This is a genomic window from Pseudomonas sp. OA65 (assembly GCF_017498305.1).
GTDB lineage: Bacteria > Pseudomonadota > Gammaproteobacteria > Pseudomonadales > Pseudomonadaceae > Aquipseudomonas > Aquipseudomonas zanjanensis.
Map to the genome: position 1 here is coordinate 192,225 of NZ_JAGDEZ010000009.1, position 18,509 is coordinate 210,733.

The following is an 18,509-nucleotide window of genomic DNA, read 5'->3' on the forward strand; positions in this document are numbered from 1 at the left end:
GACGAAATGGCCCCGGTCGACACTGGGGTCATGACCACACCCCTGCACATTACCCTGATCACCGAAACCTTCCCGCCGGAAATCAATGGCGTGGCCAATACCTTGGGCCGCCTGTACGACGGCCTGCGCGCCCGCGGGCATCAGGTCGAGCTGATACGACCTCGCCAGACCGACGACCCGCGCCAGGCCAGTGACGACCAGTTGTTGCTGTGCCGGGGCTGGCCGCTGCCGGGCTATCCGGGCTTGCAGTGGGGCCAGGCGTCGATGCACAAACTGCTCCGGCGCTGGAAACGCCGTCGTCCGGACGTGCTCTACATCGCCACGGAAGGGCCGCTGGGTTTGTCAGCCCTGCGGGCGGCACGGCGCCTGGGCATCTCGGTGGTCAGCGGTTTCCACACCAATTTCCAGCAATACACCCAGCAGTACGGCCTCGGGCTGTTGAGTCGCGGACTCACTCATTACCTGCGCTGGTTCCACAACCGCTCCAGCCTGACCCTGGTGCCCAGCCTCAGCCAGCGCATGGAACTGGAGCGACGCCATTTCGAGCGCGTGGCGTTGTTGTCCCGGGGCGTGGACAGCCAATTGTTCCATCCGATCAAACGCTCGACGAGCCTGCGCGAGGCGTGGGGCCTGGGCGACGATGACATCGCCGTGATCCACGTCGGACGCCTGGCACCGGAAAAAAACCTCGGACTGCTCAAGCGCAGTTTCGCCACGCTGTGCAGCGCTTTCCCGGGGCGGCGGATGAAGCTGGTGGTGGTTGGCGACGGCCCGCAGCGCTCCGCGCTGGAGCAGGAATTGCCCGAGGCGATCTTTTGTGGCTCGCAACGCGGCGAGGCGCTGGCCAGCCACTATGCCTCCGGGGATGTATTTGTCTTTCCGAGCCTGACCGAAACCTTCGGCAATGTGGTGTTGGAGGCGCTGGCGTCCGGGCTGGGCGTGGTGGCCTACGACCAGGCCGCCGCGGCGCAACATATTCGCCACGGCTACAACGGCGTGCTGGCGATGCCGGGGGATGAAGAGGCGTTCTGCGATGCCGCCCGTTGGCTGCTGGAAGAGCGCGAGACCTTGCGTTGCGTGCGGCTCAATGCGCGCCAACATGCCAGTCGCCAGGGCTGGGCGTCGGTGATCGAGCAATTCGAGGCGCAGTTGCGCGGGGTTTGTGTCGGGGAGCAGGTGATGCCTGCTGCGCCGACTGTGCGCTGATTGTTCGGTGATACTGAAATCGTCATCGCGAGCAGGCTCGCTCCCACATTTTGATCTTCAGCGCGCACAAAGTTTGCGTTCAGCCGAGATCCATTGTGGGAGCGAGCCTGCTCGCGATGGCGCCGGATCAGACACGCTTAAACCAGGGTCATCAACGCCTCGCGACTGAACGGCAAGATCTCCTGCTCCCGCCCTTCACGGACTTTTTGCGCCCAGTCCGGATCCACCAGCAGCGCACGTCCCACCGCCACCAGGTCGAACTCATCGTTGTTCAAGCGCTCCAGCAGCTTTTCCAGGCTGGCCGGTTGCGCGACCTTATCGGTGTTGACCATGAACTGCAGGAACTCGCCATCCAGGCCGACGCTGCCGACGGTGATGGTGGGCTTGCCAGTGAGCTTGCGGGTCCAGCCGGCCAGGTTCAGCTCGGAGCCTTCGAATTCCGGCTCCCAGAAACGTCGCGTCGAACAGTGGAAAATATCCACGCCCGCTTCGGACAAGGGCTTGAGGAATTCGCCCAAGGCTTCAGGCGTCTGCACCAGGCGCGCGGTGTAATCCTGCTGTTTCCATTGGGAGAAGCGGAAAATGATCGGGAAGCCCTCGCCCACCGCCGCGCGCACGGCACGGATCAATTCGATCGCAAAGCGCGAGCGGTTGGCCAGGCTGCCGCCATATCCGTCGGTGCGCTGGTTGCTGCCTTCCCAGAAGAACTGGTCCACCAAGTAGCCGTGGGCACCGTGGATTTCCACCCCGTCCATGCCGATGCTCTGGGCGTCCTTTGCCGCTTGGGCAAAAGCGGCGATGACCTCGTCGATGTCCGCCTGGGTCATGCCGTGGACCACCACTTGGCCATCCTTTAGCTTTTCGGTCGGGCCATAGCCCGGCACGCTGGCGTCCGGCTCGGTGCCGATGCGGCGCACACTGCCGACGTGCCACAGCTGTGGCACGATCTTGCCGCCTTCGGCATGCACCGCATCGACCACTTTCTTCCAGCCGGCCAGGGCGGCATTGCCGTAGAAATGCGGCACGTTCGGGTAGCCGTTGGAGGCCTTGTGTCCGACCGTCGTGCCCTCGGTGATGATCAGGCCGACCCCGGCCGCCGCGCGACGACGGTAGTACTCGATCACCTTGGCGTTCGGCACGCCGCCCGGCGAAAAGGAACGGGTCATCGGCGCCATCACCACCCGGGTCGGCAACTCGAACGCGCCGAGGTGGAAGGGTTTGAACAGGGCTTTTACAGGCATGGGGCACTCCACGGGACGAAGTCACAGGTCGGATATGACGACGATAATATGGAGCATGAGGAGTGCTGGGTAGCACTATTGATTTGAATGATCAAGGATCAAAAGGGAGCGCTGAGTATCACAGCCTCAAGCACATCCCCTGTGGCGAGGGAGCTTGCTCCCGCTCGGTTGCGCAGCGACCGCAAAAAAGCCAGGGCCGCTTCGCAGCCCGGCGGGAGCAAGCTCCCTCGTCACAAAGGGACCGCCATACATCATTGGGATCAAGCCAGCGCTTTTTCGATCGCGTGGATCACGGCAGGATCATCCGGCGCCGTGCGAGGTGAGAAACGCGCCAGCACCCGGCCGTCCTTGCCGAGCAGGAATTTTTCGAAGTTCCAGGTTATGTCCCCGGGAAACTCGGCACCCTCGCCCGCCAGCAGGCGGTACAACTGATGACGTTCATGACCATTCACGTCCAGCTTGCTGGACAGCGGGAATGTCACGCCATAGTTGAGGCTGCAGAACTCCTGGATTTCCTGTTCGGTCCCCGGCTCTTGCCCGGCGAACTGATTACAGGGCAGGCCCAGCACGCTGAAGCCCTTGTCCTTGTATTGCTGATAGAGATTTTCCAGCGCCGCGTACTGAGGCGTGAGGCCACATTTGGAGGCGACGTTGACCACCAGCACGACTTGCCCCTTGAAAGGCGCCAGAGGAAGCTCCTGGCCATCCAGGGCTGTCAGTTTAAGGTCGTGGAAAGCACTCATGACGAACTCCAGGTTTGCGGATCTTTTCGAAACAGCCATGGGTGATGCTAACAGCAAGCGACTAAAAAGGCGCCATAGGGCGCCTCTCCAGTCAACTTGAGCGTAGCGCACAAATCAATGGTGATGGCCGCCTTCACCATGGACGTGACCATGGGCGATTTCTTCCTGGCTGGCGTCACGGATGTCAACGATCTTGACTTGGAAGTTCAAGCGCTGACCGGCCAACGGGTGGTTGCCGTCAACGGTGACGTCGTCGCCTTCCAGATCACGGATGGTGACGATCTGCATCTGGCCATCGGGCGCCGAAGCATGGAACTGCATGCCCACTTCCAGCTCATCCACGCCTTCGAACATGCTGCGGCTCAAGGTGCTGACCAGTTCAGCGGAATATTCGCCATAGGCGTCTTCCGGTTCAACGGCCACTTGCAGCTCGTCACCGACGGCTTTGCCTTCCAGGGCCTTTTCCAGGCCTGGAATGATATTACCCGCGCCTTGCAGGTAGACCAGCGGAGCGCCGCCGGCAGAGCTGTCGATGACCTCACCAGCGTCGTTGGTCAGGGTATAGTCGATGGAGACAGCCTTATTGGCGGCGATCAGCATGGGGCGAGACCTTTTGCATAAGAATGAAGAACGGACAAGTCTAAACAAGGATTTGCCCGAAAGCGAACGGAACCCGGACAAACGGGCTAGCTCGAACAGACCGACGGTCACCGGTTTCCATCAGGACGAGGACGGACACTGGGTGGCCGAGCTGTCCTGTGGCCACACCCAGCACCTGCGCCACCAACCGCCGTGGCAGTCTCGGGCCTGGGTGCTGGACCCTGCGCAACGTATTGGAAAAATAGGCCAGCCCTTTGCTTGCGGCTGGTGCGCTCAAGGCCCGGTTAGCGATAACCTTGGCGACTGAATCGTGGGTAGACGGCCAGTCATAGGTCGCGCCATTCCCCCTTAGAGAATTCGCATGCAAACTTTTTTTATCGCGCCCACCGATTTTGGTGTGGGTCTGACCTCCATCAGCCTCGGGCTGGTGCGTACCCTTGAACGGGCCGGGCTGAAAGTCGGCTTTTTCAAACCCATTGCCCAGCCGCATCCCGGCGACACCGGGCCGGAGCGCTCCACCGAGCTGGTGGCCCGCACCCATGGCCTCAAGCCCCCGCAACCCCTGGGCCTGACGCATGTGGAGCGCATGCTCGGCGATGGCCAGCTCGATGAGTTGCTGGAAGAAATCATCACGCTTTACCAGCAAGCGGCCATCGGCAAAGACGTGCTGGTTGTCGAGGGCATGGTCCCGACCCGCAACGCCAGCTACGCCGCCCGGGTCAACCTGCACCTGGCCAAGAGCCTCGACGCCGAGGTCATCCTGGTGTCGGCACCGGAAAACGAAGTGCTGACCGAGCTTTCCGGGCGGGTGGAGTTGCAAGCGCAGTTGTTCGGCGGGCCGAAGGACCCGAAAGTCCTCGGGGTGATCCTGAACAAGGTCCGCACCGACGAAAGCATGGAAGCGTTTTCCGCACGGCTCAAGGAACACTCGCCCCTGTTGCGCAGCGGCGATTTCCGCCTGCTCGGTTGCCTGCCGTTTCGCCCCGAACTCAATGCCCCGCGCACCCGCGACGTGGCCGACCTGATGGGTGCGCAGGTGCTCAATGCCGGCGACTACGAAACCCGGCGCATGAGCAATATCATCATTTGCGCCCGCACCATGCGCAACACCGTGGAACTGCTCAAGCCCGGCGTGCTGGTGGTAACGCCTGGCGATCGCGACGACATCATCCTCGCCGTGAGCCTGGCGGCGATCAACGGCGTGCCGCTGGCCGGCCTGCTGCTGACCAGCGACACCCTGCCCGACCCACGCATCATGGACCTGTGCCGCGGCGCCTTGCAGGCGGGCTTGCCAGTGCTGTCGGTGAGCACCGGCTCCTATGACACCGCCAACCTGCTCAACGGCCTGAACAAGGAAATCCCCATCGATGACCGCGAACGTGCGGAGATCATCACCGATTTTGTCGCCAGCCACCTGGACGCCAAATGGTTGCACCAGCGCTGCGGCACGCCGCGGGAAATGCGCCTGTCGCCGGCGGTGTTCCGTTATCAGCTGATCCAGCGCGCCCAGGCCGCCAACAAACGCATCGTACTGCCCGAAGGCAGCGAACCGCTGACCGTGCAGGCTGCCGCCATTTGCCAGGCCCGGGGCATTGCCCGCTGCGTGTTGCTGGCAAAACCGGCCGACGTCGAGGCCGTGGCCCGCGCCCAAGGCATCGAACTGCCGCCAGGGCTGGAGATTCTCGATCCGGATTCGATACGCGAACGCTACGTCGAGCCGATGGTGCGGTTGCGCAAGAGCAAAAGCCTGAACGCGCCGATGGCCGAGCAGCAACTGGAAGACACCGTGGTCATCGGCACCATGATGCTGGCCCTGGATGAAGTCGACGGGCTGGTATCCGGCGTTATCCATTCCACCGCCAACACCATCCGCCCGGCCTTGCAGTTGATCAAGACCGCGCCGGGTTGCTCCCTGGTGTCCTCGGTGTTTTTCATGCTGTTTCCCGAAGAAGTGCTGGTCTACGGCGACTGCGTGATGAACCCGCACCCCAGCGCTGCGGAGCTGGCGGAAATCGCCCTGCAAAGTGCCGACTCGGCCGCCGCGTTCGGCATCACCCCACGAGTGGCGATGCTCAGCTATTCCAGCGGCGAGTCGGCCAGTGGCGAAGAAGTGGAAAAAGTCCGCGAAGCCACCCTGCTGGCCCACGAAGCCCAGCACGGCCTGTTGATCGACGGTCCGCTGCAATACGACGCCGCCGCCAACGAAACCGTGGCCCGACAACTGGCGCCCAACAGCCAGGTGGCCGGCCGGGCGACGGTGTTCATCTTCCCGGACCTCAACACCGGCAACACCACCCACAAGGCCGTGCAGCGCAGCGCCGATTGCGTCAGCCTCGGGCCGATGCTGCAAGGCTTGCGCAAACCGGTGAATGACTTGCCCCGCGGCGCCCAGGTCGACGACATCGTGTACACCATCGCCCTGACCGCGATCCAAGCCGCCAACCGACCTTTGGATATTTAAATGCTGGACTTCCTGCCTGCCTCTTTGCGCGGCGTCATCGCCTCGCTGCTGTTGGCCCTGAACACCATCGCCTGCTGCACACCGCTGTTCATCGTGGCGATTTTCAAGCTGTTGCTGCCCTTCCCCGCCGCCCAGCGCTTCACCGACTGGCTGATGAGCCACATCCATGAAACCTGGATCAGCAACAACAAGGCCTGGATGAACCTGGTGCGGCGTACCCGCTGGCACCTCAGCGGCTTGGATGGCCTGGACTACCAGCACTCGTACCTGATCACCAGCAACCACCAGAGCTGGGTCGACATCATGGTGTTGCAGTACGTGCTGAACCGGCGCATCCGGCCGTTGAAGTTCTTCCTCAAGCAAGAACTGATCTGGGTGCCGGTGATCGGCCTGGCCTGGTGGGCCCTGGGTTTTCCGTTCATGAAGCGCTACTCCAAGGCTTACCTGGAAAAACACCCGGAAAAGAAAGGCAAGGACCTGGAAACCACCCGCAAGACCTGTGCGAAGTTTCGCAACAACCCCGTGGGCATTTTCAATTTTGTCGAAGGCACGCGTTTCACCGAAGGCAAGCATGCCCAGCAGCAGTCACCGTTTCGCTACTTGCTCAAGCCCAAGGCCGGTGGCATCGCGTTCGTGCTCGATGCGATGGGTGAGCAGTTAGAGTCGATCATCAACGTGACCATTCACTATCCGGGCGGGCGTCCGGGGTATTGGGATCTGCTCTGCGGCAACGTAGGCGAGGTGGTGGTGCATTGCCAGGAGCTGACGATCCCCCTGCAGTTCATTGGTAAAAGCTACGACCAGGACGGTGCGTATCGCCTCGAATTCCAGGGCTGGATCAACCAGTTGTGGCAGGACAAGGATGCGTTGCTGGAGCAGATGCATCGGGAGTATCCAGATCATCACTAATTGCCTTTGTGGGAGCGAGCCTGCTCGCGAAGGCGTCGGATCAGCCACCTCTTCGTTAACTGGCACACCGCTTTCGCGAGCAGGCTCGCTCCCACAATGGATTGGGTTTGCGCCATAGAAAAATGAAAAAGCCCGCCGATGATCACTCATCGGCGGGCTTTTACTTGCCGCTTGAAGCTAGAAGCTTGTAGCTGCCCCCCTTAGATCGCCCCACGCTTGCGCAGCAGATCCAACACTTGCTTGACGCTCTCTTCCAACGTCAGCGACTGCGTGTCGATCACCAGGTCGGCATCCAGCGGCACGTCATACGGGAAGGACTCGCCCGGGATGTTGTCGCCGGCGGCGGCGTACAGCCCTTGCGGATCACGCTGGGCACACACCGTTGGCGAGGCTTGGACGTAGACCGTCAGCAGACGCTCACGGCCGATCAGGTCCTTGGCCTGCTCGCGCCCTTCGGCACTCGGTGCAACGAACGCGGCCAAGGTCAGCAGGCCCGCTTCGTTGAACTGACGGGCGACATGCGCCGCACGGCGCCAGTTCTCGGTCCGCCCGGCACGATCCTGCGGCAAGCCCTTGTTCAGGTCATGGCGCAGGTTCTGGCCATCGAGGACAAAGACCGCACGGCCCGAGTCGAACAACTTGCGCTCGACCGCATAGGCCAGCGTGCTCTTGCCAGCGCCCGACAGGCCACTGAACAAGACCGTGGCCGGCTGCTGGCCGAAACGCTGGGTGCGTTCTTCCACCGACACATGGGCCAGTTTGCCATGGTGCGAGCTGCTGCCGTGGGTCAGCGGCTGGGCGACGATCATGCCGGCGCCGACCGTGCCGTTGGTCAGGCGATCGATGACGATGAACGCGCCAGTGGTGCGGTTGCTCTCGTAACCGTCCAGGGCGATCGGCGCATCCAGGGCGATCTTCACCTTGCCGATTTCATTGAGCTGCAACGCGCTGGCCGGACCTTCTTCCAAGGTGTTCACATCAACCTTGTTGACGATGCTGGCAATCGAGCCCGGCACGTAGCTGGTGGCACGCTTGATGTCGTATTTTTTGCCCGGCAGCATCGGCTCTTCGGCCATCCACACCAGCATCGCTTCGAAGCTGTCAGTGACCGGCGGCACATTGTCGGCATGCACCAGCAGGTCGCCACGGGAGATGTCGATCTCGTCTTCCATGGTCAGCGTCACCGCCTGGCCAGGACCTGCATGTTCCAGCTCGCCTTCGAAGGTGACGATGGATTTCACGCGGCTGCTCTTGCCTGACGGCAGCACCACCACTTCGTCGCCCTTGTGCACGATGCCGCTGGCGAGGGTGCCGGCGAAACCGCGGAAGTTCAGGTTCGGACGATTGACGTACTGCACCGGGAAACGCAGGTCGGTGAAGTTGCGGTCGCCCGCCACTTCCACGGTCTCGAGGATTTCCATCAGCGACTGGCCGGTGTACCACGGCGAACGTTCGGACTTGTTCACCACGTTGTCGCCCTTGAGGGCGGACATCGGCACGAAGTGCATGCTGGTGGGCTTCATCTTCAAGCCTTCGGCGAACTTCAGGTAGTCGGCCTTGATCGACTCGAACACGCCCTGGTCGAAGTCCTTGAGGTCCATCTTGTTGATGGCCACGACGATGTGCTTGATGCCCAGCAACGAGGCGATGAAGCTGTGGCGACGGGTCTGGGTCTGCACGCCGTAGCGGGCGTCCACCAGGATGATCGCCAGGTCACAGGTGGAGGCACCGGTGGCCATATTGCGGGTGTACTGCTCATGGCCGGGGGTATCGGCGATGATGAATTTACGCTTGGCGGTGGAGAAATAGCGGTAGGCGACATCGATGGTAATGCCTTGCTCGCGCTCGGCCTGCAGGCCGTCGACCAGCAACGCCAGGTCGATATCGTCACCGGTGGTGCCGACTTTCTTCGAATCGCGGGTGATGGCTTCCAGGTGATCTTCGTAGATCATCTTGGAGTCGTGCAGCAGGCGCCCGATCAGGGTGCTCTTGCCGTCGTCGACGTTACCGCAGGTCAAGAAGCGCAGCAGCTCTTTACGCTCGTGCTGGCCCAGGTAGGCGAGGATGTCCTCGCTGATCAAATCAGATTGATGCGACATGACAGCCCCTTAGAAATAACCTTGACGTTTTTTATCTTCCATCGAGCCTGCGCCATCGTGGTCGATGACCCGGCCCTGGCGCTCGGAAGTTCGCGTCAGGAGCATTTCCTGGATGATGTCCGTAAGGCTTTCGGCCTCGGACTCCACCGCGCCCGTCAACGGGTAGCAGCCAAGGGTACGGAAACGCACTTTCTTCTTGACGATACGGGCTTTGTCTTCGTCGGACAGGTGCTCGAGGATGCGCTCGTCGTCGATCATGATCAGCGTGCCGTTCTTCTCGATCACTTCACGCTCGGCGGCGAAGTACAGCGGCACGATCGGGATGCCTTCGAGGTAGATGTACTGCCAGATATCCAGCTCGGTCCAGTTCGACAGCGGGAAGACGCGGATCGACTCGCCCTTGTTGACCTTGCCGTTGTAGACGTTCCACAGCTCCGGGCGCTGGTTCTTCGGGTCCCAGCGGTGCTTGCTGTCGCGGAACGAGTAAACACGCTCCTTGGCGCGGGACTTCTCTTCATCGCGACGGGCACCGCCGAACGCGGCGTCGAAACCATATTTGTCCAAGGCCTGCTTAAGGCCTTCGGTCTTCATGATGTCGGTGTGCTTGGCACTGCCGTGGGTGAACGGGTTGATGCCCTGCGCCACGCCGTCCGGGTTCACATGAGTGATCAGGTCCAGGCCCAGTTCCTCGACCATGCGGTCGCGGAATTTGTACATTTCCTGGAATTTCCAGCGGGTGTCGACGTGCATCACCGGAAACGGCAGCTTGCCGGGGAAGAACGCCTTGCGTGCCAGGTGCAGCATCACGGCGGAGTCTTTACCGATGGAGTACAGCATCACCGGGTTATCGAACTCGGCGGCCACCTCGCGGATGATGTGGATGCTTTCCGCCTCCAGCTGTTTCAGATGCGTCAGTTTGTCGACCATGGCTACTCACGAAAACTTTCTTATGAACGGCCAGCGGGCCGTGTTCGAGCGGGGAATCCTAGCACAGCGACCTCTTCTAATCAGGGCGCCAACTAGATCGAAACAGCATATGGATATGCCTGCCGGTTCGGGCTTTGTGACGGATTCTGTGTGGGCCAGTGAACTCTGTGGGAGCAAAGCTTGCTCGCGATAACGGCGTTGCATGTGCCGACGCCATCGCGAGCAAGCTTTGCTCCCACAGGCCCACTCCACATGTTGGTTCAGCGTTAGTCAGATCGGATTCGGGCAATCGATAAAGATGTGCTCCAGGGCAAAGCGTCGCGCCAGATAGTCACCCAGCGCCTGGACGCCATAACGTTCGGTGGCATGATGCCCGGCGGCGATGAAGCTGATGCCGTTTTCCCGCGCGCTGTGGAACGTCTGCTCCGACGCCTCGCCGCTGAGGTACAGGTCGACGCCGGCCAGCACCGCCTGATCGATATACCCCTGGCCGCCACCGGTGCACCAGCCGACCCGGCGGATCATCTGCCCGCTGTCGATCAGCAAGGGCTCGCGGCCCATGGTTTCCTGGACCTTGCGCGCGAAATCCCGTGCCGTCATCGGGTCGGACAGGGAGCCGACCAGACCGACGATCTTGGGATTATCCGGATCCAGCGGCCCTTCGACGGTGATGTCCAACTGGCGGGCCAGCTGCACGTTATTGCCCACTTCCGGGTGCAGGTCCAAGGGTAAGTGGTAAGCCAGCAGGCTGATGTCATGCTTGAGCAACGTCTTGAGGCGACGCTGTTTCATGCCGGTGATACAAGGGTTCTCGCCCTTCCAGAAATAACCGTGATGCACCAGCACCAGGTCGGCCCCGGCCTCGACAGCCGCATCGAGCAACGCCTGGCTGGCGGTGACGCCACTGACGATGCGCGTCACCTGGGGCGCGCCTTCGACCTGCAGGCCGTTGGGGCAATAATCGGCAATCCGGCTGCTGGCCAGGTAACGGTCCGCTTCTTCTACCAGGGTGTTCAGGGCGACGGCCATGAAAAGACTCCTAAATATCCCGTTCAGAGGCGCGCGCGGCCTCGTATAATGCGCGACATTATGGGCGGTCTCATACCGCCTGCAACCTTTGTAGGACGTGCTTAATGCTCAAGGCGCTGCGTTTTTCCGGCTGGCCGCTATTGGCCGGTGTGCTTGTCGCTCTGCTGATTATCCAGCGCTACCCGGAGTGGGTCGGCCTGCCAAGCCTCGACGTCAACCTGCAGCAGGCGCCGCAAACCAAGGCGGTGATGCAGGGGCCGGTGTCCTATGCTGACGCCGTGACCACCGCCGCGCCGGCGGTGGTGAACCTGTACACCACCAAGGTCATCAACAAGCCCAGCCATCCGCTGTTCGAAGACCCGCAGTTCCGGCGTTTCTTCGGCGACAACTCGCCCAAGCAAAAACGCATGGAGTCGAGCCTGGGGTCGGGCGTGATCATGAGCCCGGAAGGCTACATCCTGACCAACAACCACGTCACCAGCGGTGCCGACCAAATCGTCGTGGCCCTCAAGGATGGCCGTGAAACCCTGGCCCGGGTGATCGGCAGCGACCCGGAAACCGACCTGGCGGTACTGAAGATCGATCTCAAGAACCTGCCGGCCATCACCATCGGCCGCTCCGACAGCATCCGCATCGGCGACGTGACCCTGGCCATCGGCAACCCGTTCGGCGTTGGCCAGACCGTGACCATGGGCATCATCAGCGCCACCGGGCGCAATCAGTTGGGCCTGAACAACTACGAGGATTTCATCCAGACCGACGCCGCGATCAACCCGGGCAACTCCGGCGGCGCGCTGGTGGATGCCAACGGCAACCTCACCGGGATCAACACGGCGATCTTCTCCAAGTCCGGCGGCAGCCAGGGCATCGGTTTCGCCATTCCGGTGAAACTGGCGATGGAGGTGATGAAATCCATCATCGAACACGGCCAGGTCATCCGCGGTTGGCTGGGGATCGAAGTCCAGCCGCTGACCCAGGAACTGGCGGAGTCCTTCGGCTTGTCCGGGCGGCCCGGCATCGTGGTGGCGGGGATCTTCCGCGACGGCCCGGCGCAGAAGGCCGGCCTGCAACTGGGCGATGTGATCCTGAGCATCGATGGCGAACCGGCCGGCGATGGCCGCCGCTCGATGAACCAGGTGGCGCGGATCAAGCCCACCGACAAGGTGACGATCCAGGTCATGCGCAACGGCAAGGAGCTCAAGCTCACCGCTGAAATCGGCCTGCGCCCACCGCCGGCGCCGGTGGTGCCTAAAGAAGAGCAGTAAGCCGCACCATAACCATAAAAGGGCCTTGCAACTGAGCAAGCCCTCCTCAAAACCCTGTGGCTAGGGAGCTTGCTCCCTCGCCACAAAAACGGCGTTCGGCTCCACGTTTCCAGAGAAAGATAAATAGCATAAATTCTCATTGGTAGTGTTATATTGTTTCAATTCTAAAAATTGGAACAACATAACATGTCATCCCTGAAACGGATTTCCATCGCCAGCCTCGCCCTTGGCCTGCTCGGCGATCCGGCCTACGCCGAAGAAATCCAGCCGCTGGAGCTGGACGCCATCACCGTAACGTCCGACTACGAATCCGCCACCGGGCCTGTCACGGGCTATCGCGCCACCCGCTCTGCCAGCGCCACCAAAACCGACACCGCCCTGCGCGATATCCCGCAATCGATCAGCGTGATTCCCGCCAGCGTGCTCAAGGACCTGGGCAGCACCAGCGTCGAACGGGCATTGGAATACGCCGGCGGCGTGTCGAAGCAGAACAACTTCGGTGGCCTGACGCTCTACGAATACAGCGTGCGCGGCTTCACGACTTCGGAGTTTTACAAGGACGGCTTCAGCGCCAATCGCGGTTATCCAAGTACACCGGACGCCGCGAACATTGAACGCATCGAAGTGCTCAAAGGCCCGGCCGCCAGCCTGTATGGCCGGGGCGACCCTGGCGGCACGGTGAACATTGTCACCAAGAAACCGCAACCGGAAGCCTTCACCACCCTGCAAACCAGCGCCGGAAGCTGGAATCGCTACCGCACCGCGCTGGACGTCAATACGCCACTGGACGCCGAAGGCAACGTGCTGTCGCGGGTCAACCTGGCGGTCGAGGACAACAATAGCTTTCGCGATCACGTCGACAGCAAGCGCGTCTTCGTCGCGCCTTCCATCAGTTGGCAATTGAACCCCGGCACCCGGTTACTGGTGGAAAGCGAAATCGTGCGCCACAGCTCGACGTTCGACCGTGGCATCGTCGCCCCGAACAATCGCTGGAGCGGCGTTTCTCGCTCGACTTTTTTGGGCGAGCCCAACGACGGCGACATCGACAATCACAACAACATGCTCCAGGCCGCCCTCGAACATCAGCTCAACGACACCTGGCAACTGCGCCTGGCCAGCCATTACAAGCAGGGTGAACTCTGGGGCTTCGCCTCCGAAGCGCGCCCGCTGAACGCCGATGGCCACACGGTGGACCGTCGCTATCGCGAGCGCGACAACAATTGGCACGACAGCATCACCCAACTGGAATTGCGTGGCTTGTTCGACCTCGGCCCCTGGCAGCACGAACTGCTGATCGGCAGCGAATACGAGGACTACCGCAAGAACGAGCGCGTGACCACCATCAACGGCAGCGCTTATCCCATCGATATTTATCAACCGGTTTACGGCCAGCCAAAACCTGATGGCAAACGCACCGGTCCTGACTTCTTCGAACATGTACAAAGCCGCGCGCTGAACCTGCAGGACCAGATCGTTTTCACCGAGAAGCTGCGAGGCATGCTCGGCGTGCGTTATGAGCATTTCGAGCAGAGCATCGACGATCACACCCGCGATAAAACCAGCCGCCAACGCCACGACGCCCTGACGCAGCGGGCCGGCCTGCTGTATCAATTGACGCCCGAGGTCGGCCTGTTCGCCAACGCCTCCACCTCGTTCAAGCCCAACAACGGCCTGGATGCCAGCAGCAAGACTTTCGATCCCGAGGAAGGGGTCGGCTATGAGGTGGGGATCAAGAGCGAGTTGTTCGACGACCGCCTGAGTACCACCCTGGCGGCATTCCATATAGAGAAGGAAAACGTCCTGGCTCAGATCGCGGGGACTGATTTCTACAGTGCCATGGGCAAGGCGCGCAGCCAGGGCATCGACCTGCAATTCACTGGGCAGGTGACCGACGCCGTGCGCGTGATCGGTGCCTATGCCTATATCGACGCCGAAGTGACCAAGGGTGACCCGGGAAATCCCACCGGCAGCCGGATCCTTGGCGTCGCCAAACACAGCGGCAGCCTGCTGGGCGTCTACGAATTCCAGGACGGACACTTGCGTGGCTCGGATGTCGGCGCGGCGTTCACTTACGTCGGCGATCGCTCGGGCGAAGCCGGCAAGGATTTCGAACTGCCGGCCTACCACACCGTGGATCTGCTGGCCCATTACAAGGCCAGCGATGACGTCACCGTGGGCCTGAACCTGAACAACGTCTTCGACGAAAAATACTACGAACGCTCCTACAGCAATTACTGGGTCACGCCCGGCGATCCGCGCAACTTCACTGTCAGCCTCACCCTCGATCTATAAGGAAGTCAGCATGAAATACCCCAAGACCTTCGCCCTGCTTGGCCTGTTCCTGGCCGCGCAGGCCTCGGCCCATGGCCTGTGGACCGAACAGCGTCGCGGCAACATCGAAGTGATCTACGGCCACGGTGCCGAAGACAATGCCTTCAAGGCGCAGAAAATCAGCGGTGCCTGGGCCTATGACCTGGGCGGCAAGATGATTCCGGTCACCGTAGAACGCCTGCCGGACCACGCCCGCCTGCAACCGCTCAAGCCACCAGCCGTGCTGGCGGTGGCGCTGGACAACGGCATGTGGTCCCAGACGGCGGACAAGAAGTGGATCAACGAAGGCCGCAGCAAAGTGCCCGGGGCGGTCGAAGCGACCCAGACGTTCAAGTACAGCCTGGCGATCTACGAGCCGGGGGCGAAACTGCCGGCGCTGGAGCCGATCAAGTTCGTGATCCTGCCGGAAGTCGACCCGCTGACCGTAGGCCCGGGCCAGCCATTGCCGGTCCGGGTGCTGCTGGACGGCAAACCGGCGGCCGGGGTGAAATTGGTGGGCGACTACCGCAGCGCGCCGAACACCGTCTCGACGGAAACCGACGCCGAAGGGCGGGCCAAGGTGCTGGTGCGTAACGAAGGCTTGAACGTGATTGCGGCGCACATGGAAATCAAGCTCAAGGACAACAAGGACGTGGACACCCGTGGCGTGTTCACTTCGCTGACGTTCCTGGGTGAGCCGCACCACGAGTAACCCACAAATCTTATTGTGGGAGCGAGCCTGCTCGCGATGACAGTATGTCAGCCACATTAATGTCGACTGATCCGCCGCTATCGCGAGCAGGCTCGCTCCCACAGGGGACAGGCGGTGCACACATTTTTTGTGAACACCCACAAGCTATTGTGGGCTTGCTCGCGAAAGCGGTGGGTCAGCTTGCATGAATGTTGGATGTCATGCCCCTTTCGCGAGCAAGCCCGCTCCCACATTAGGGGATGGTCGGTGTACGGGAAATTTGAATACACCTGTAATCCACTGTGGGAGCGAGCCTGCTCGCGATGGGGCCAATACAAGCGCCGCAAAACTCAAGCCGGCGTCAAGCACTCCGGCCCATTGAGCTTCGGATCATTGACCATGTTGGCCAGCACCCGCTCGCGCAATGGCGCCGGCTCGCTGGCCAGCAGCCCTTGCAAGGCATGCAGCGGCGTCTCCGGGTCGAGCCACAGGCGCTGGCCTTCTTCGTCCAGGATCAACGGTCGACGCTGACCCGCCGCCGGTTGGGTGATGACCGCCGTGCTCAGCCACACCTGCTCCTGCACCGGATAGGCTTCCCAGATCGCGGCAAAAAACAACGACGAGCCCTCCCCCGGCGTCAGCCAGTACGGACGCTTGCGCGTGCCGCCGCGCCATTCATAAAAGCCGTTGGCCGGCAGCAGGCAGCGGCGCAGGCGCAAGGCTTCACGGAACATCGGCTGCTCGGCCACGGTTTCGGCCCGGGCATGGGCCGGGGTGCGGGACAGGTCGGTCAACCACGGCGGCGTCAGGCCCCAGCGCGCCCGCGCCAGTTCGCGCTGGCCCTCGGCACCGGCCCGTAGCATCAGCACCGAATCGTTGGGCGAAATATTCCATTGGGCCTTCTGATCGGCGGGAAAGCCGGGTAAGGCCGCAAAGGCAGGGTTCCAGCGAAACAGGGCATAACGTCCACACATGGGGCAACACGACTCTTGATCGAACGAACGACCGCCAGCCTAACAGACCAGCGTGCCGGGGTAGCTGTCCGGTTCATCGCCGGGCAGCGGCAGCGCGGCATTGTACGCGGCGATCAACTCCCGGGCGTATTGCGCCTGGTCATCTTCCACCGCCAGCCCGAGCAATCCATGCATCGGCAACTCCCCCGCGCCGCCGACCAGGTCGCGCCCCACCAGGTGCGCCGTGACGCCTTCGCTGGCGAGCATGCCTTGCAGCAACTCACCTTCCATCAAGTTGTCCAGCTCGTAGATTCGCTGCATGGGCGCCCCCTTCACTCGTTTTCACTGAAGACTTCGAGATGCCACTCTTCTTCATGGACTTGCAGTACAAAGGTGATCGGCCGACAACACACCTGACAGTCCTCGATGTAGGTCTGGTCACCGCCGGACAAATCCACGGTTGTCTCTACTTCCTCCCCACAATAGGGACAATCATAACTAGCCTGTTCCAGCATCGCGGTCTCCCAGGTGACTTGTGCGTATAATCGCCGGTCTATTTGCAGGGCTATTTTCGTCTGGCTTATCTTCCAGGCCGTGCCCTGTCGTTTTTTTGATCGAACCTTTACTTACCCTAGCCGTTTCCAACAAGAGAGCATGATGGGCGAATTCGATGCCATCCGACCTTACGACGACAGCGAAGTCCCAGCGGTGCTGGCACGGCTGCTCGGCGACAAGGCGTTTCTAGATATCCTCACCCACTTCCGCTTCCCACGCCTGGCCGGCGCCTTCGGCTGGATGCTCAAACCCCTTATAGCGCAAAGACTGCGCCGTGAGTTCGCCGGTGTGACCTCGGTCGCCACGTTGCAGGACAAGGTGGAGTTCTACGTCGACCACACCATCGAGCGCGCCACCGATGGCGTGACCTACACCGGGGTGGAGCAATTCAAGTCCGGCAGCGCCTACCTGTTCATCGCCAATCACCGCGATATCGTGATGGACCCGGCCTTCGTCAATTACGCCGTGTACCACGCCGGCCTGCCGACGCCGCGCATCGCCATTGGCGACAACCTGCTGCAAAAGCCTTTTGTCAGCGACCTGATGCGCCTGAACAAGAGCTTTATCGTGCACCGCTCCATCACCGGGCGACGGGAAAAAATGGCGGCGTACCAGTTGTTGTCGGCGTACATCAACCATTCGATCCGCAACGACTGCGCCTCGATCTGGATCGCCCAGGCCGAAGGACGGGCCAAGGACGGTGACGACCGGACCGAATCGGCGATCCTCAAGATGTTCCACATGAGCCGCAAGGACGAGCCGTTCGGCGAGGTGATCCAGTCACTGAACCTCACGCCGGTGTCGATCAGCTACGAATACGACCCGTGCGACCAGGCCAAGGCCCGCGAGTTGTACATCCGCGCCACCACCGGCACCTACACCAAGGCCCCGGGCGAAGACGACGTGAGCATCGCCAAGGGCATCACCGGCTACAAGGGCCGGGTCCACGTGAACTTCGCCGCGCCCATCACCGAGCTGTTCGAGGACACCAAGCAATTGGCCCTGGAAATGGACCGGCAGATTCTCGGCGGCTACCGGCTATTCCCGGTGCATTACCTGGCCTACGCCCAATGGGCCGACGCCGACCCGCAACTGCAGGTGCCGACGGCGGCCGAGGTGTTTGGTGCCGAGGAACTGGCCAAGGCCCAGGAGGAATGGCAGCGCCGACTGGACGCATGCCCGCCGGAACACCGGCCGTTCCTGGTGCTGCAATATGCGACGCCGGTGCGTAATCAGTATCGGGTCAAGGCGGGGTTGGCGCTTTAAAGCCAGGCTTGCGAGGACCTGGTTTGGCTTCTGTGGCCTCTGTGGCTTCTGTGGCTTCTGTGGCTTCTGTGGCTTCTGTGGCTTCTGTGGCTTCTGTGGCTTCTGTGGCTTCTGTGGCTTCTGTGGCGAGGTGGGGCTGCCCGTCTCTCACCCTTACACGGGCGGGTATATGCTCGAGGGAGATTCCGGCGGTGGCGCGGATCCGTGGACATCTGCGCGTACAGACTGATTGGAGCTTGTGTCACGTGACTGTG

Annotated in this window: 17 protein-coding genes; 8 read left to right on the forward strand and 9 right to left on the reverse strand. The window is 61.7% G+C overall.

The window, feature by feature from the left end; genetic code table 11:
• Positions 1-6 precede the first annotated feature (6 nt).
• Positions 7-1,206 carry a glycosyltransferase family 1 protein gene (locus J3361_RS10675; protein ID WP_207964422.1) on the forward strand — a complete coding sequence of 400 codons (1,200 nt, stop codon included), beginning with the start codon at positions 7-9 and terminating at the stop codon, positions 1,204-1,206.
• Between the two features lie 137 nt (positions 1,207-1,343).
• Here J3361_RS10675 and J3361_RS10680 read toward each other — a convergent pair whose 3' ends face one another.
• From J3361_RS10680 to J3361_RS10690, 3 genes are all read right to left on the reverse strand, one after another.
• Positions 1,344-2,447 (reverse strand): NADH:flavin oxidoreductase, encoded by a 1,104-nt coding sequence (locus J3361_RS10680; RefSeq protein WP_207964424.1) that lies wholly within the window; start codon positions 2,445-2,447, stop codon positions 1,344-1,346.
• 260 nt (positions 2,448-2,707) lie between these two features.
• On the reverse strand, positions 2,708-3,190 hold the full coding sequence (locus tag J3361_RS10685; RefSeq protein WP_207964426.1) for a glutathione peroxidase: 483 nt from the start codon (positions 3,188-3,190) through the stop codon (positions 2,708-2,710).
• A 114-nt stretch (positions 3,191-3,304) separates the two neighbouring features.
• Entirely contained in the window at positions 3,305-3,790 is a 486-nt protein-coding gene (locus J3361_RS10690; protein ID WP_207964428.1) for a peptidylprolyl isomerase, read from the reverse strand.
• Here J3361_RS10690 and J3361_RS10695 point away from each other — a divergent pair.
• The 3 genes from J3361_RS10695 to J3361_RS10705 are packed head-to-tail and all read left to right on the forward strand — an operon-like array spanning position 3,759 to position 7,160.
• Positions 3,759-4,097, forward strand: a complete 339-nt coding sequence (locus J3361_RS10695; RefSeq protein WP_207964429.1) for a DUF3565 domain-containing protein — start codon at positions 3,759-3,761, stop codon at positions 4,095-4,097. The genes J3361_RS10690 and J3361_RS10695 overlap by 32 nt on opposite strands.
• A 54-nt stretch (positions 4,098-4,151) precedes the next feature.
• A complete protein-coding gene (gene pta, locus J3361_RS10700) occupies positions 4,152-6,251 on the forward strand; it encodes a phosphate acetyltransferase (RefSeq protein WP_207964432.1) in 2,100 nt (699 codons plus the stop codon).
• On the forward strand, positions 6,252-7,160 hold the full coding sequence (locus J3361_RS10705; RefSeq protein ID WP_207964434.1) for an acyltransferase: 909 nt from the start codon (positions 6,252-6,254) through the stop codon (positions 7,158-7,160).
• A gap of 200 nt (positions 7,161-7,360) precedes the next feature.
• On the opposite strand, the gene cysN is transcribed toward J3361_RS10705, so the two are convergent.
• From cysN to J3361_RS10720, 3 genes are all read right to left on the reverse strand, one after another.
• Entirely contained in the window at positions 7,361-9,259 is a 1,899-nt protein-coding gene (gene cysN / locus J3361_RS10710) for a sulfate adenylyltransferase subunit CysN (protein WP_207964436.1), read from the reverse strand.
• Positions 9,260-9,268: 9 nt separating this feature from the next.
• Positions 9,269-10,186 carry a sulfate adenylyltransferase subunit CysD gene (gene cysD, locus J3361_RS10715; protein ID WP_003178041.1) on the reverse strand — a complete coding sequence of 306 codons (918 nt, stop codon included), beginning with the start codon at positions 10,184-10,186 and terminating at the stop codon, positions 9,269-9,271.
• 270 nt (positions 10,187-10,456) lie between these two features.
• Positions 10,457-11,215: a Nif3-like dinuclear metal center hexameric protein gene (locus J3361_RS10720; RefSeq protein WP_207964437.1), complete on the reverse strand. Its 759-nt coding sequence runs from the start codon at positions 11,213-11,215 to the stop codon at positions 10,457-10,459.
• Positions 11,216-11,319: 104 nt separating this feature from the next.
• Between J3361_RS10720 and algW the strand changes: the two genes are divergently transcribed.
• From algW to J3361_RS10735, 3 genes are all read left to right on the forward strand, one after another.
• Positions 11,320-12,480, forward strand: coding sequence for a Do family serine endopeptidase AlgW (gene algW / locus J3361_RS10725; RefSeq protein WP_207964439.1), 1,161 nt, complete (start codon positions 11,320-11,322; stop codon positions 12,478-12,480).
• A 186-nt stretch (positions 12,481-12,666) separates the two neighbouring features.
• A complete protein-coding gene (locus tag J3361_RS10730; protein WP_207964441.1) occupies positions 12,667-14,772 on the forward strand; it encodes a TonB-dependent siderophore receptor in 2,106 nt (701 codons plus the stop codon).
• 10 nt (positions 14,773-14,782) lie between these two features.
• Positions 14,783-15,502, forward strand: a complete 720-nt coding sequence (locus tag J3361_RS10735; protein WP_207964443.1) for a DUF4198 domain-containing protein — start codon at positions 14,783-14,785, stop codon at positions 15,500-15,502.
• Between the two features lie 329 nt (positions 15,503-15,831).
• Here J3361_RS10735 and J3361_RS10740 read toward each other — a convergent pair whose 3' ends face one another.
• The 3 genes from J3361_RS10740 to J3361_RS10750 are packed head-to-tail and all read right to left on the reverse strand — an operon-like array spanning position 15,832 to position 16,949.
• Complete coding sequence (locus J3361_RS10740) at positions 15,832-16,455, reverse strand: SOS response-associated peptidase (RefSeq protein ID WP_207964445.1); 624 nt, start codon at positions 16,453-16,455, stop codon at positions 15,832-15,834.
• A gap of 39 nt (positions 16,456-16,494) precedes the next feature.
• Entirely contained in the window at positions 16,495-16,755 is a 261-nt protein-coding gene (locus J3361_RS10745) for a DUF2007 domain-containing protein (RefSeq protein WP_207964447.1), read from the reverse strand.
• Between the two features lie 11 nt (positions 16,756-16,766).
• Positions 16,767-16,949 (reverse strand): CPXCG motif-containing cysteine-rich protein, encoded by a 183-nt coding sequence (locus J3361_RS10750; RefSeq protein WP_207964449.1) that lies wholly within the window; start codon positions 16,947-16,949, stop codon positions 16,767-16,769.
• A gap of 139 nt (positions 16,950-17,088) precedes the next feature.
• Here J3361_RS10750 and J3361_RS10755 point away from each other — a divergent pair, with 139 nt between their 5' ends.
• Entirely contained in the window at positions 17,089-18,255 is a 1,167-nt protein-coding gene (locus J3361_RS10755; protein ID WP_207964451.1) for a 1-acyl-sn-glycerol-3-phosphate acyltransferase, read from the forward strand.
• Positions 18,256-18,509: the final 254 nt, after the last annotated feature.